This window comes from Nostoc sp. UCD121 (assembly GCF_014222285.1).
In the GTDB taxonomy this organism is placed as follows: Bacteria; Cyanobacteriota; Cyanobacteriia; order Cyanobacteriales; family Nostocaceae; genus Nostoc.
The window spans coordinates 1-12,427 of sequence record NZ_JACKZS010000219.1 but is presented as its reverse complement, the minus strand read 5'-3'; the positions used below and the strand labels follow the sequence as shown (position 1 = coordinate 12,427).

Below are 12,427 nucleotides of genomic sequence, written 5' to 3'. Positions count from 1 at the left end.
AAGTAATACTAATACTTGCTTATCCTAGTAAAGATTTTTGAGGAATATTATGTTGTTATCAAAAAGCTTCAAAAAAGTATTTAACGGTTTCATATTGAGTATTCTAGTTTCAGCTTTGCTAGTTACTCCTTCTATATTAGGAAATAATTTTCATTGGTTTCATGCACCATCTCTAGAAATTAGCGTTAATGCTCAGACTCCTACTGGAGTAGAAGAAACACAACAGAGAAACAGCGAACTATCTCCGGATACTAGGAAAGAAAAGAAAAATAGTCAGGATAAAAGTGCTGAGTCTAAAGGAGAAGAAGAGGGAAAATTAGATATTTTTAAGATAGTCACGGGTGCGCTGGCAGGACTCGTACTATTTTTGTATGGTGTGACACGAATGGCCGAGGGGCTGGAAGCGATCGCAGGTGATCGTGCCAAAGAACTAATTAGCAAGTTCACCACCAATCGCTACGCTGGAATAGCAACTGGCACGGTAGCGACAACAATATTAGATTCCTCTTCAGTAACAATCATCATTGTGATTGCAATGGTTAGTGCTGGTTTATTGTCATTTGTAGAATCTCTCGGCGTGGTTTTGGGTTCCAATATTGGTACAACCATCGGCGCTCAAATAGTTGCTTTTAACATTAGTGATTATGCCCCAATAGCAATGTTCGTTGGCTTATTGTTAATTTTGTTAGGTAAAAAAGAACCTTGGAAACAAATTGGTTTAATTATTCTTGGCATAGGTTTATTGTTTTTCGGACTTGACACAATTGAAAACGCAATGGAACCTTTCAAGGACTACCAGCCATTTATAAAATTGATGGAAACCCTGGGGAATAACGCACTTTTAGGTGCTGGAATTGGGGCACTATTTACAGTCTTAGTTCAATCTTCCTCTGCCACCGTTGCGATTATTGTGACTCTGGCTAGTCAAGGATTAATCTCATTATCTGCTGGCGTGGCGTTAATGCTGGGTGCTGAAGTTGGCACTTGTGCTGACACATTAGTAGCTACCTTTGGACGCGAACGTCCAGCAGTGCGGACAGGTATCTTTCATTTACTTTTCAATCTGACTACTGCTGCGGTAGGAATTGTATTTGCCACTCAATTGGCAGGATTCGCGCAATGGATTTCTCAGTTAATGGGGGCAGGGGATAATGTTGCTCGTCAAATCGCCAATGCACAGTTAATATTCAACTTGCTAGGTGTGGCGTTAATTATTGGATTTTTACCCTTAATCGCCCGTGGATTGGAACGGCTACTTCCAGATAAAAAGAATCAAAATCGGCAGGCTGAATCGGTAAAGAGTTAAATCCAGCAAAAAGGCTTTCAGCCGATGCGTGGCGGTTCATGACAGGCTCGCTACTTTTACCCTTCAAGGGCGACAATCTCTTCTTCTTGGGAGATATTCTTGTTTACAGAGTTAGCTACTGAAGTTGAATCGGTAGATGCGGGAGAAGTGTCTTTTTTGCTTCTAGAAGGTGGTTTAGCCATTATTCCACCCTGTTTAATTCAACAATATTTTTTCAGAGTCGAATGGCACTAAGTTAAGCTGAAGAGTATACAGCGTAAGGATTGCAGAGGGGCAGGGGTGCAAGGGGCAGAGGGGAATTTCTAAATATCCATTAGACTTATCCGAGAATGCAAAATACTTACTACACAATGGTTTCAGCAGTTTTAACTGAATGCGAGCGCACTCGCTTAGTGGACGCAACAATAAGGCTTTGGGGAATTTGTCGAGCTAAATTATCAGTTAGTAAGTAAAAGATAGAAAGAATAAAAACTTATTTTTCCTAGATCAACTCAAGTATTAACAGGTAAAAAACCTGAGCAATTAAGTCGCAATCTTACAAGTCCACATACTGCCATTATTACCTGATTATAGCGATGACGAGATAAGCGAAATTTCTCACTCGCTACTCGGAATATTTTCACTCGACATATCATGTGTTCAACACCAATTCTCCGTGAAGATAATTGTTTATTCTGTTCTTTCTGTAATTCTGAAATCTCTGATTTTCTTGGTTTTTTATGTGGTGTAGTAATTGCATTATCTCCAATGTAAGCTTTGTCACCAATAAATTTTTGTTCAACATTGAATTTATGTCGTGTTTCTCGAAATAAACCTATGTCGCTTGTTTTACCTAATTTTCCAATACATACATCAACAATATCTGCACCATTCGGTAGCACAATAAACTGGTTTTTTAGAGTATGCATTTTTTTGTTTCCCGAATAGTATTGTTTCTGTTTTTGGTAGTCCACAGGTCTTTCTATAGCTTGCTCTGCGCTATCTACAATTAATTCGTATTCGCCAAGCATTCGACGCAACTCTTGATATTTTTGATTATTTCCTTCTACTTCTTCTATTTGAGATGCGGGTAAGATGTCTCTTAAAATTTCTACCCAATAATTAATGCATCATTAGCTTTTGTTTTGGAGACATCAAAGAGTAAGCCTAATATTTCAAAAATTGGTTTTTGTCGCAGATAAATTAGACATAAGTAGATCCCTTCTTTTGAAGATATTTCCGGTTTTCGTCCACCACCAGGAGCAATAATACGAGTTTTTTTACTTTCGATTTCTGCACGTTTTTCTAAATGGCGTTTTTCCGCCAAACTTACTAATGCTAAAAATTGCTCATAATCAATACCGATTAATCGCTTTGCTTCTTGCGGATGTGATTCAATTCTTGCTAAGGGGCTTGTCATTATTCAATACATGTATTACTTAATTATTTTTTGATTATCCCACAAAGCTTATATTAAGGATAGGTCTATTCGTATACCTAAAACTTCTTCTTTCTCCCCTGCTCCTCTGCTCCTTTGCTCCTCTGCACCCCTTCTGCCTCAACGATTTTCCCTTTTCTTAGTGCCATTCTTTTCAGAGTCAATTACAACGTAGATTTCGGAAATCACCTCACTGCTCCGTCATAGCCCAATGCAGGTATCACTTGCTACGTAAACAGCGTTAGTCCCCAATTTTATAAATGGCAAAAATGCTTGAAACAATAGGCATTCCCATCTCTGATAAAAAAAGCATAACTGTGGCTGCTTGCACTCATCCACTTGTTCACTGGCTGATTGTGGATTGTGAATAAATTATTGCAATATTAATAACTTCTTAAGCCCTAATTAAACCCAATTTGGTAATTAATCTTGTTAATAACTAGATGGTTATTATTTAGGTTTTTTATTCCCTTTTATTGTAGAAATTTCAACAAGGACTTTTATGGAGCGTGTACATTTTCAGGGACTGCTATCCACTACAACAAAGCGGCGACGCTTTCTGCTCGGTGCCAGTACATTCACCGCTTGCGTCATTGCTAGTCTTTGGACTCATAAAGTTGTTGCACTCTCAAGATTCTCTGCCTATCCCTTCAGCCTTGGTGTTGCTTCTGGCGATCCCTTACCAGATAGTGTAGTGCTATGGACGCGGCTGGCTCCAGATCCCTTAAATGGTGGCGGTATGCCGCCATTTAATGTACCAGTACGGTGGCAAGTTGCTTTGGATGAAAACATGAGACAAGTTGTGCTACGGGGCGTGGCATTGGCAACCCCCGAATTAGCACATTCTGTTCATGTAAATGTACGTGGTTTACAGCCTAACCGTTGGTACTGGTATCAGTTTAAAGTGGGTAATGAAGATAGTCCAATTGGTCGTACCCGTACTGCTCCAGCGATTGGCACTAGGTTGAATCAGTTGAACTTTGCGTTTGTTACTTGCCAAAAATGGGAAGATGGTTTCTATTCTGCTTATCGTCACCTAGCTGAAGAAGATTTAGATTTGGTTTTTCACTTGGGTGATTATATTTACGAATACGGCATCCCTGCTACAGGTGGTGTACGCAACATTTCTTTACCTGAAGAGTTTAGAAAAGAAACGAATACGCTGGAGCAATACCGCCTTCGATATGCCCTATATAAAACTGACCCGGATTTACAAAAAGCTCACGCCTTATTTCCTTTTACAGTCACCTGGGACGACCACGAAGTTGAAAATGACTATACAGATGACATTTCCGAAAACAACGATCCGGTCGAACAGTTTCTCAAAAGGCGTGCTGCTGCTTATCAGGCTTATTATGAGCATCAGCCACTGCGAGAATTTTCCCTACCACAGGGGCCAGATATGCTGATTTACCGTCGGCTGACTTTTGGTAATCTGGCGGAGTTTAACGTACTTGATAGCCGCCAGTATCGGAGCGATCAGCCATGCGGTGACGGTGAAACACCTCGTTGCCCAGCAGCACTAGATCCATTTAAAACCATGCTCGGTACTCAACAGGAGCGCTGGCTGCTGGATAGTCTCGACCGTTCTCAAGCACGTTGGAACATACTTGCCCAACAGGTGCTGATGGCAGAGCTAGATCATAAAGTCGGCCCAGGCGAAATCTTTTGGAACGACTCATGGGATGGATATCCCCTTGCACGTAATCGTGTTTTAAGTCACATCGCCAGCCGCCAGATTTCTAACCCAGTGGTGATTACTGGGGATTGGCATTCTACATTTGTTAATGACCTCAAGCTTGACTTTAAGGCTTCTAACTCTCCAACGGTGGCTACGGAGTTTGTCACTCCCTCAATTACTAGCAATGGTGATGCCAATGTCTACGGCCCCTACTACGGCCCGAAGATTCCAGAAAATCCACACATTAAGTTCTTTGATGGCGATCGCCGAGGTTACTTCCGAGTCAACCTTAACTATGAGCGTTGGCAGACTGACCTGCGTATTGTTACAACTGTGAGTCGTCCAGATGCGCCTGTATACACTTTCGCTTCTTTTGTTGTTGAGAATGGTGATCCAGGTGCTAAATTAGACTAGTATTTCAGCTTTTGCGTATTCAAATATTTGAATACGCAAAAGCAAATCAAGTGTAATCCCACTCTATTACTCCCTGATGAAGTAACAGAGTATTTCCAACCTGGATGACATCTTTAATAACGCACCAGAAAATCAAATTAATTACATTTACCAAAAATTCTTTTCAATAGGATCTGAACCAATCAGAAAATCAAAATTACCTTCACCTGTGTTTCTCTTCAATGTTTCCATGATCTTTTTCGGGTTATCGTGGGGACCATTGACATAAAATGGTTTCCCGTCACGACCACATTCAATACGTATTCTTCCATCCCATTCTCCGATATGCGAACGCGATTTAGAAAAGTCTTTGTGTGGTTGAAACCCTAAGCCTTCTGCATATTCGCAAGCACTAAATATCATCCCTTGGGCTACTTCAAGGGGAACCTCTTGTGGTTTTCCGGGAAATGGCTCGAATAGTGATTCTGTAAATTCTTTAAATTTTATCCTGTCTACTGTACGTGGTGAGATGGTATCTTTAACACCTAAGCACCATATATCTAAAAGGTAGCTACAGACCGTGATTTGATTGTATCGAGCAACTCTTGCAATAACTACCAATCCTAAACCGCGATCAATATCGTCATTGTTTTTTACAGGTAAGATTTTTGTCAGTAGATTTTTGATGCTGTTTTCTGGCGGGATTTTCGGTAACAATTGGATAAGACTCTCGCTTGCTAAACACTGATATACAGGGTCTAGCTCTCCTTTTGTCAACCTCTCTAATGTGGTTTGCTGTGCTTGATTTTGAATCGCTGCATTCACTTCTGAGACTTTCATACCCAATTTTCGGGCTATTTGTTTGGGTGTTAAATTCAATGCCCGTAAATCCATTATTTCTTGTTGTTGTGTTGTTGTCATAAATTATTACTTTCTACAAACAACTGGGAGCAGAAATATTAAACCAAAGCAAGATTTTATTAATTTAATACCACAACGGATCACAGAAAGCATTGCTTCTTTGTTGCATTATTCTCTAATTTCCGACTCCAAAACCTTCAACAATTTCTCTTCCACCGCAGTAAGATAAGGCCGATTCACCTTCCCCAACGCTTGCAACAGACTTTTGACTGTCTCCTCAAGCAAATCGGAATACACTCGACTGATGCGATCGCAAATCACCTGCATCTGCTCACACTCGGCAGGCAGGTAATTGTAAGATTTAAGGTACTGCAAACCAACCGTGTACTTGCTATCCCAGAGTTTTACAGTGCAGCTGAATTCGCCCACATGGTTAACGATACCCCAACAGCCACCTTTGCCTCTCAGTTCGGGATTGTCCTTAGCAAGAATTTGGCAGACTTCGCCAATTTGGTATGTGTTTGGTACTTTCGTCCTTTCCATGATGCGCTGCACCACATCTTTGACAATTCTGGCTGGCGGCACTTTTCCCCCTGCCTGCTCCACCGCTTGCCGCCATACTTCCTGCTGTTGCGATGGTTCTAGCTTAGTCAGTGGTCGAACTTGGCGTTCGGTTGTAGGCAAAATTTGGGAACCATTGGTTCCCATTTCATCCGATATCTCGTTTTGGGAACTTTCATCCGGTATCTCATTTTGGGAACCATTGGTTCCCATTATTATGTTGTCAACTACATTTGAAGCAGCTATTAAATAATTTACATGGCGGTGAGTATAGGCAAACCGAGAACGGCAATATTCCTCAAACGTCTTGTGGGTCGAGCGGTACAATCTGCGATCGCGCAATTGTGCCAGTGCCTTACCCGCCTCAAAAAACGCTCTTTCCACACGGCGCTCTAGGTGAAGGCGATCGCGTTGTTCCGTTTCGGACAACTCCTCTACTTCAGCAGCAGTAACTGTAATTGTTGCTGTAGCAGGATTTTCTGGATCAAAGGTGTCTTCGGCAGAACTAGCGGTTGCTTGTAAATTGTTGGAGACAGCAGAGGTGGCTTTTTTGCGGTTCGAGGATGGTTTAGTCATGATTCCACCCTTTCAAATGGTATTTCTCAGACTAGATAACAATTTTATGGTTGTAGTCAGGAGCTACAATCGCTCGTTAAAAAACTAAGGGCAAGGCGAGAGGAGTAGTTAATCATCGAATTTCACTCCTAAGTCAATACCAAGTACTCGCTCAATTTTCCTTAATGTGTCTTCAGGCAAAGCATCTCGTATTCGTTCTGCCTCAATATCGTGCCAGTAAGATCGGCTAATATCAGCTTCTCCTGCCAAAACCTCGACTGAACGCCCATCAGCTTTTCTAGCTTGTTTAATTTTTCCTCCTAAACCTGAAATTTCAATGTCTGTGTAGCGTCTGATTTTCACTATATCCACCTAAACCACCTCCTTTAATGTAAAACGTCGTCCTACACTTACTATATAGTGTCGTGCATCAGTTGACAACTGTAGACCATCAGTCTACAATATTTATATAGAGAAAGCGCCCCCGACCGGAAATCTGAAGCGCTTCTCTATGTCCATTAAGACTTTATCAATTATGACTCACGTTATTTACACAGCACAACAGCTGCAACTGAAATCTATTGCCCGTCTGAAGCAAATCTACAGCGAAATCGCCTGCACAGCCGAAGTAAGCGACAAACGCTGTAAGGATGCGTGGATTTCCGCCATTGTTAACTATCAAGCCACCAAGATTCAGAAAATCGCCCCTGCTGCTCCCGACGAACAAGCCCTCGCCCAAGCCGAACTCGACAACTACATCACTGACCAAGCCCAAGCGATCGCTCCCGAACCGCTCAGAATAGTCGAAATCTCCTTTTCTGATCACGAATATTACGCTGATGACAAACTGATAGCCAGCATTAGCCATGACGACAACCACTTAACGCAACGCTGGGTAGTAATGGTCAACGGTAAAGAAATATTTCGTGCCAACACTCTAATGCGTTGCGATCGCTTCATCTGCACTCACTACAAAGACGGCTCATTACCTGTCCAAGAAGCAGAGGTGCAGGGGAGCAGGGGTGCAGAGGGGAAAAACTTACAACAACTTTCTCCTCTGCCCCTCTGCGCCTCTGCCCCCATGCCTTCCTCTTCTACTGAAAACCAAATCATGGCGCATATCTTCAACGAGTGCGAGAATTACGGGTTTGAAATTCTCGATGATGGCATTTACAACAACAACGGCGTGAAACTGGGGCAAGTCGGATGCACTGACGGGAACTGGTGGGTGAAGAGGCGTTATTCAGTCCAGCAACAGTATTCTAACTCCGTGCTTGATGCTGTGCGATCGCTGTCGATGGTGGATGTGTCTACCGATGGTAAATCCATTTTTGATGAATATTTTTTAGATCAGCCGTTAGAACAGCTAACTGGCGATAAATTGCAACGGCTGCTGGAGAGAACGGAGTTAGTCACAGCGTAAGGAGTAGGCTTCGCCTGGGAAAAGGGTAAAGGGGAAGGGGTAAAGGTAAATTTCTTCATTCCTTTCCCTTTACCTAATTATTTATTCACCAATCCCCATTAAATCAATGCAACCCACAATATCCATTCCCCAACACTGGGGCTACCCTCGCTTTGCTTTGGATCAGCGTACACAACAAGGCTTGATTCTAGGACTTTACTACTATCCCTCTGGTACAGAATTAGCTGAACAATTTGATGAAGGATGGCGTTATGTATTAATGCCTAATAAGAATTCCGACGAGATATCGTACTTGCAAGAGAATCAAATCCAACCGTTATCTCCGCAGGAATTGTTCACACGAATTACCGCAGAGATTGACTTTTATCAACAGCAGATAAGCATTCTCAACCGACAGTTAACCGCATTAACTAAGGGTGCAAACAATGGCTGATTCTACAAACAGTTTTGACCGTAGAGCTAATCATTTGCTGCGTTCGATTCGGCTTTGTGGCGGTTGTGTTCCATTGCATCGGCTTCAGTTCCAATTCTCTGATTCAGTCATTCAAACACTACTGGATAAAGAACTGGTGCAAGTACAGAACACGGGACGCGGTTTTTTGTTGGAGATTGCCGAGGATTTTTAGGTTGTTAATCCCAGAAGACACAATCATGAAACTTTACGCAAAAACCATTCCACAGACTTTACCCGATTGGGCAACTCTCGTTACAAAGAGCGCAGATTTATTTGAGGTTGAAATTAACGATGAACACCCGAGCTTTCAATCTCTGCTTGAAGAGTTAGCGACGGAGATTGAGCCAGGAACATTCGGTGTAAAAGCGGAGGATTTATGTTCACGGCTTGGCATTGAGATGTCTAACCCAAATCTGCACTACTTAGTTGAACAAGCCCAAAATTTGATATCCCAGATTGCTACGCACCCAGATTACAAAAAACTCTTGTCAGCAGGGTATCAGCCAGATTTAAACATTGCTGATGCTCAAACTGCTTTGACTTATCTGCAATGGGAGTTAGAGCGGAATCGATAACTTTCTGTTTAGTAAAAAAGCGATTGCTTAAATATCAGCTTTTCTTCAAGCAATCGTAAAGCACTGAAAGTTTACGTTACAAACCACTAATTATCACACACCCCAGCAAAATATGCTTACTGAAATTAAACTAGGTTTATGCAACCCTCCCGAACCCATCTATTTATATGTCAATCAGGGTGAAGTAGATGGAGAATCTTTCGTTTGGTACAAGTTCAATATCAGCCAGGAGAAGAAAATCCCTGTTGCCCAGAGAGCATTAACTGGATATTTGTCTGAACTCCGCCTAACGACTAAAGAGTTTAAAGGCAAGGACAACTTGAAGCTGGATATTGTTGTCAGTGCTGATGAACTTTATGTAGTGAGAACTGGCATTGAAACCAATTTTGCTAAAAGCTTCCTTTTTTATCAGAACATTCTTCTACTAAATCTGCACAAATAGGAGAGGTAATCAGATGAGTATCAAATGGACTGGTGAAGAACTCATAATTATTGAGACAAAAGCTGAAATCTATACAATCAAACAAATAGCTTCAATCCTAAAAAGGCGAGGATATCAACGCACACCATTTGCAATTTACCTGAAGTTAAACAACTTAGGTTATTCAGCCCGTCCTACTCTTGATAACTATTCTTGCAAAGAAATTGCTCAAGTTCTTCAATTGAATTTCTCAACTGTTACAAGGTGGGTAAAAAGAGGATGGCTCAAAGCTACAAGACGCTCTGCCAGACATTACCAAATTCGGAAATGGGATTTAAAACAGTTTTTTGACAATCCCCCACAATCCATTAAAAAACGTATTGCTGCTCTTGATGTTGAAGCGATTAATTACCTATTAGGGAAACAAGCATGATTGACCATATTAATGCACTGAAAACAAGTTGGTATCTCTCCCCGCCTTGGGGACAAACAATTCCGCCTGTTGCAGTTAATTTACTAGAGAGAGTTTTTCTCCGCACAACAAGAACATTTGGTTACTGCTGCGGTATGCAATGGAAACATGAATGTTGGATCTATTCAATTGATTGCGGTAAAGAAATACTCCACGCCACACAAAACCAAATCATCGGCACTGGAGAGTTAGAAAGCATCACTGTGCAAAAACCTGCTTTTGTTTTGGGTGAAAGAGTGATCCTCTGCTCTCATGACAAGGGAACAAAGCAACGGCTGATTCTGGGGATTGCGCTGGTGCATAAATCTTGGTTTTACCTTGTTGAATTGATGTCGCCAACGTTAATTCAGACACCAACTATATCGAATCGTTTCTCACTGGTTGGTGAGAAAAGTTTTGTGCGAGTGAATGCCTGAATCAATTATTTGTTCAATACCCAGGGAATGAATCATGTTGACACATTTTTGGCACAACTCAGAAATTAATCAAATGCCTCAAGATGGGGAAATAGGTAAATATGCTGTACCCAAGGGCTATGTGAATGCAAGTCAAATGTGCAAAGCTAACGGGAAATTCTTAGCTGATTACACGAAGCTCAAGTCTACAAAGCAGTATTTGCAAGCACTTTCTAACGATATGAAGATCCTCATATCGTTATTGGTGATAGATATCCAGGGATATGGAAGTGAACAAAGCACTTGGATTCACCCAGAAATCGCCATTGATTTAGCTCGGTGGGTTTCTGTCGAATTCCGCATCTGGGCTAATAGAACTTTAATGAAAGTGATGCTCTCAACCCAAGTAGAGCCACTAAAACAGCAAGAACCACCACATCCACATACATTAGCCCCATCCCACGAAGCCGCACAGTTGGCAATGATGTTGGGGGAATTTGCTGGACTAGACAAATCCCTCACTGCCCAGTTAGCAGTCAATGCCGCCACCAAAGTTAACCCCGCACTTAAGCCAGCAGCCGATGAACTCAAGATTGCGATTGCTCAAACCAATGTTGCAGAGGACGCATTTCTCAACCCAACACAAATTGGTGAGGTAGTAGGAATGTCTGCACGGGCTGTTAACCACTGCTTACTAAATTCTGGACTGCAATACAGAACTGATGACAAGAAAATTCCCTATCGTCCTACTGAATCTGGTAAGCAATGGGGTCGCATGGTTCCCGCAGTCGCCAAATCCTCAAACCAAACTGTTTTTCAACTGCGGTGGTTGCCCGAAATAGTAAAAATCATCTCTCAATAATTCCCTACCTAACTCAACCTTTCGTTATGAACACTTTACGAAAAACCTTGGCAGAAAAATACGGTCTGGTTGCCGATATCATGCACGACGATTATTTTTTTGTTCAACTACCAGAAAACGAGGATCATTCACTCAAGTTTTTAGAGAGCAATTTACCAGAGTGTATTCGGGTTGAACTTGCAGAATGTTTTGCCGGTAGTGTGATTGCGGCTTGGGAAGTCCCCTTATTTTTACTCCCTCAAGTGTTACAGCAAGCCCATGATTTTGTTGTTGAGTATTGGGAGCAGATATCTCAAGAAACATGAAATCTTCTCCATCAACCAAAACTAACAGCAATTCCTTCATTTACACATTCTTTAGTGGGAGAAAAGTACCATGCAACAACTCAATTTGTTTCAGGAATCAACCCCAGTTTTACCTATCACCTACTACCCCGATTTCTTAAGCCTTGAACAGGCAAACGAACTCTACCAACACTGCTTGAAACTGGAGTGGCAGCAGAATCAAATCAGGATCGCGGGTAAAACAATGCCCGTTCCCCGTCTTGAATGTCTTTACGGTGATACAGGCTGTGATTATCTCTACTCCAACAGCGTATTTTTAAAACCCCTGACTTGGACAGAACCTCTGTCTAACTTGCGGGACAGAATCACTGCGCTAACTGGCTATAAGTTCCGCATAGTCATCGGCAATCAATACCGCAGTGGACAGGATTCGATTGGTTGGCACGCAGACAACGAACCATCGATGGGACTTAACCCGGCGATTGCATCAGTCAGCTTGGGGTCATGTCGCAAGTTTCAAATTAAACCGAGAGATGGCAAACCTACTGATTTCTGGCTGGAACACGGGAGTTTGCTTGTGATGCACCCCGGTTGTCAGTCTACTCATCTGCACCAAGTCCCCAAAACCAACAAAGTTGTTAGCACGCGAATTAATTTGACCTTCCGACCACATACCGGAGCGGGGAGATGATTCTGATTTTTTCAATCTGAGCAGAGAAACAATAGCACTTCAAAAAAGCTGTCAACCCTGATTCTATATCAGATTC

Annotated in this window: 17 protein-coding genes and 1 pseudogene; 12 read left to right on the top strand and 6 right to left on the bottom strand. The window is 42.0% G+C overall.

Translation table 11 applies throughout. The annotated features are described in order from the left end of the window. Positions 1-49: 49 nt before the first annotated feature. On the top strand, positions 50-1,306 hold the full coding sequence (locus GNF10_RS30245; RefSeq protein WP_185582345.1) for a Na/Pi cotransporter family protein: 1,257 nt from the start codon (positions 50-52) through the stop codon (positions 1,304-1,306). Between the two features lie 56 nt (positions 1,307-1,362). Here the strand turns inward: GNF10_RS30245 and GNF10_RS39005 are convergent, their stop codons facing one another. From GNF10_RS39005 to GNF10_RS39355, 3 genes are all read right to left on the bottom strand, one after another. Beyond that, the gene (locus GNF10_RS39005) at positions 1,363-1,488 is read right to left on the bottom strand and encodes a hypothetical protein (RefSeq protein WP_260445984.1); all 126 of its coding nucleotides are present in this window, start codon (positions 1,486-1,488) and stop codon (positions 1,363-1,365) included. A 309-nt stretch (positions 1,489-1,797) separates the two neighbouring features. After that, positions 1,798-2,316 (bottom strand): transposase family protein, encoded by a 519-nt coding sequence (locus tag GNF10_RS39360; protein WP_311774239.1) that lies wholly within the window; start codon positions 2,314-2,316, stop codon positions 1,798-1,800. 80 nt (positions 2,317-2,396) lie between these two features. Then, the gene (locus GNF10_RS39355; protein ID WP_311774238.1) at positions 2,397-2,705 is read right to left on the bottom strand and encodes a DDE transposase family protein; all 309 of its coding nucleotides are present in this window, start codon (positions 2,703-2,705) and stop codon (positions 2,397-2,399) included. A gap of 520 nt (positions 2,706-3,225) precedes the next feature. Between GNF10_RS39355 and GNF10_RS30235 the strand changes: the two genes are divergently transcribed. Then, positions 3,226-4,818 (top strand): alkaline phosphatase, encoded by a 1,593-nt coding sequence (locus tag GNF10_RS30235; protein WP_185582344.1) that lies wholly within the window; start codon positions 3,226-3,228, stop codon positions 4,816-4,818. Between the two features lie 147 nt (positions 4,819-4,965). On the opposite strand, the gene GNF10_RS30230 is transcribed toward GNF10_RS30235, so the two are convergent. The 3 genes from GNF10_RS30230 to GNF10_RS30220 all read right to left on the bottom strand — a co-directional run bounded on the left by GNF10_RS30230 (position 4,966) and on the right by GNF10_RS30220 (position 7,137). Continuing rightward, positions 4,966-5,718: a DNA-binding response regulator gene (locus GNF10_RS30230; protein WP_185582343.1), complete on the bottom strand. Its 753-nt coding sequence runs from the start codon at positions 5,716-5,718 to the stop codon at positions 4,966-4,968. Between the two features lie 108 nt (positions 5,719-5,826). Then, on the bottom strand, positions 5,827-6,795 hold the full coding sequence (locus tag GNF10_RS30225) for a hypothetical protein (RefSeq protein ID WP_185582342.1): 969 nt from the start codon (positions 6,793-6,795) through the stop codon (positions 5,827-5,829). A 108-nt stretch (positions 6,796-6,903) separates the two neighbouring features. Continuing rightward, positions 6,904-7,137: a RodZ family helix-turn-helix domain-containing protein gene (locus tag GNF10_RS30220; RefSeq protein ID WP_100904288.1), complete on the bottom strand. Its 234-nt coding sequence runs from the start codon at positions 7,135-7,137 to the stop codon at positions 6,904-6,906. 172 nt (positions 7,138-7,309) lie between these two features. On the opposite strand from GNF10_RS30220, the gene GNF10_RS30215 reads away from it, so the two are divergent. The 10 genes and pseudogenes from GNF10_RS30215 to GNF10_RS30170 all read left to right on the top strand — a co-directional run bounded on the left by GNF10_RS30215 (position 7,310) and on the right by GNF10_RS30170 (position 12,351). Beyond that, on the top strand, positions 7,310-8,197 hold the full coding sequence (locus GNF10_RS30215; protein WP_185607321.1) for a hypothetical protein: 888 nt from the start codon (positions 7,310-7,312) through the stop codon (positions 8,195-8,197). A 106-nt stretch (positions 8,198-8,303) separates the two neighbouring features. Then, positions 8,304-8,630: a hypothetical protein gene (locus tag GNF10_RS30210; RefSeq protein WP_185582452.1), complete on the top strand. Its 327-nt coding sequence runs from the start codon at positions 8,304-8,306 to the stop codon at positions 8,628-8,630. Further along, entirely contained in the window at positions 8,623-8,823 is a 201-nt protein-coding gene (locus GNF10_RS30205; RefSeq protein WP_185582453.1) for a hypothetical protein, read from the top strand. The genes GNF10_RS30210 and GNF10_RS30205 overlap by 8 nt, the downstream gene beginning before the upstream one ends. 25 nt (positions 8,824-8,848) lie before the next feature. Continuing rightward, positions 8,849-9,226 carry a hypothetical protein gene (locus GNF10_RS30200; protein ID WP_185582497.1) on the top strand — a complete coding sequence of 126 codons (378 nt, stop codon included), beginning with the start codon at positions 8,849-8,851 and terminating at the stop codon, positions 9,224-9,226. 112 nt (positions 9,227-9,338) lie between these two features. Further along, positions 9,339-9,629, top strand: a pseudogene (locus GNF10_RS30195) (hypothetical protein); the annotation flags it as partial. 52 nt (positions 9,630-9,681) lie between these two features. Further along, positions 9,682-10,080, top strand: coding sequence for a helix-turn-helix domain-containing protein (locus GNF10_RS30190; protein WP_185582454.1), 399 nt, complete (start codon positions 9,682-9,684; stop codon positions 10,078-10,080). Then, the gene (locus GNF10_RS30185) at positions 10,077-10,535 is read left to right on the top strand and encodes a DUF1392 domain-containing protein (protein ID WP_185582455.1); all 459 of its coding nucleotides are present in this window, start codon (positions 10,077-10,079) and stop codon (positions 10,533-10,535) included. The genes GNF10_RS30190 and GNF10_RS30185 overlap by 4 nt, the downstream gene beginning before the upstream one ends. 34 nt (positions 10,536-10,569) lie before the next feature. Beyond that, entirely contained in the window at positions 10,570-11,376 is an 807-nt protein-coding gene (locus GNF10_RS30180; protein WP_185607320.1) for a KilA-N domain-containing protein, read from the top strand. Between the two features lie 26 nt (positions 11,377-11,402). Then, positions 11,403-11,681, top strand: coding sequence for a hypothetical protein (locus GNF10_RS30175; protein ID WP_185582457.1), 279 nt, complete (start codon positions 11,403-11,405; stop codon positions 11,679-11,681). A gap of 70 nt (positions 11,682-11,751) precedes the next feature. Beyond that, positions 11,752-12,351, top strand: coding sequence for an alpha-ketoglutarate-dependent dioxygenase AlkB (locus GNF10_RS30170; protein ID WP_185582459.1), 600 nt, complete (start codon positions 11,752-11,754; stop codon positions 12,349-12,351). Positions 12,352-12,427 lie beyond the last annotated feature (76 nt).

Bases quoted from the DNA above. Each gene is read 5' to 3' on its own strand.
- GNF10_RS30245 (WP_185582345.1), top strand. From the start codon at position 50: ATGTTGTTATCAAAAAGCTTCAAAAAAGTATTTAACGGTTTCATATTG.
- GNF10_RS39005 (WP_260445984.1), bottom strand. From the start codon at position 1,488: ATGGCTAAACCACCTTCTAGAAGCAAAAAAGACACTTCTCCCGCATCT.
- GNF10_RS39360 (WP_311774239.1), bottom strand. From the start codon at position 2,316: ATGCTTGGCGAATACGAATTAATTGTAGATAGCGCAGAGCAAGCTATA.
- GNF10_RS39355 (WP_311774238.1), bottom strand. From the start codon at position 2,705: ATGACAAGCCCCTTAGCAAGAATTGAATCACATCCGCAAGAAGCAAAG.
- GNF10_RS30235 (WP_185582344.1), top strand. From the start codon at position 3,226: ATGGAGCGTGTACATTTTCAGGGACTGCTATCCACTACAACAAAGCGG.
- GNF10_RS30230 (WP_185582343.1), bottom strand. From the start codon at position 5,718: ATGACAACAACACAACAACAAGAAATAATGGATTTACGGGCATTGAAT.
- GNF10_RS30225 (WP_185582342.1), bottom strand. From the start codon at position 6,795: ATGACTAAACCATCCTCGAACCGCAAAAAAGCCACCTCTGCTGTCTCC.
- GNF10_RS30215 (WP_185607321.1), top strand. From the start codon at position 7,310: ATGACTCACGTTATTTACACAGCACAACAGCTGCAACTGAAATCTATT.
- GNF10_RS30210 (WP_185582452.1), top strand. From the start codon at position 8,304: ATGCAACCCACAATATCCATTCCCCAACACTGGGGCTACCCTCGCTTT.
- GNF10_RS30205 (WP_185582453.1), top strand. From the start codon at position 8,623: ATGGCTGATTCTACAAACAGTTTTGACCGTAGAGCTAATCATTTGCTG.
- GNF10_RS30200 (WP_185582497.1), top strand. From the start codon at position 8,849: ATGAAACTTTACGCAAAAACCATTCCACAGACTTTACCCGATTGGGCA.
- GNF10_RS30190 (WP_185582454.1), top strand. From the start codon at position 9,682: ATGAGTATCAAATGGACTGGTGAAGAACTCATAATTATTGAGACAAAA.
- GNF10_RS30185 (WP_185582455.1), top strand. From the start codon at position 10,077: ATGATTGACCATATTAATGCACTGAAAACAAGTTGGTATCTCTCCCCG.
- GNF10_RS30180 (WP_185607320.1), top strand. From the start codon at position 10,570: ATGTTGACACATTTTTGGCACAACTCAGAAATTAATCAAATGCCTCAA.
- GNF10_RS30175 (WP_185582457.1), top strand. From the start codon at position 11,403: ATGAACACTTTACGAAAAACCTTGGCAGAAAAATACGGTCTGGTTGCC.
- GNF10_RS30170 (WP_185582459.1), top strand. From the start codon at position 11,752: ATGCAACAACTCAATTTGTTTCAGGAATCAACCCCAGTTTTACCTATC.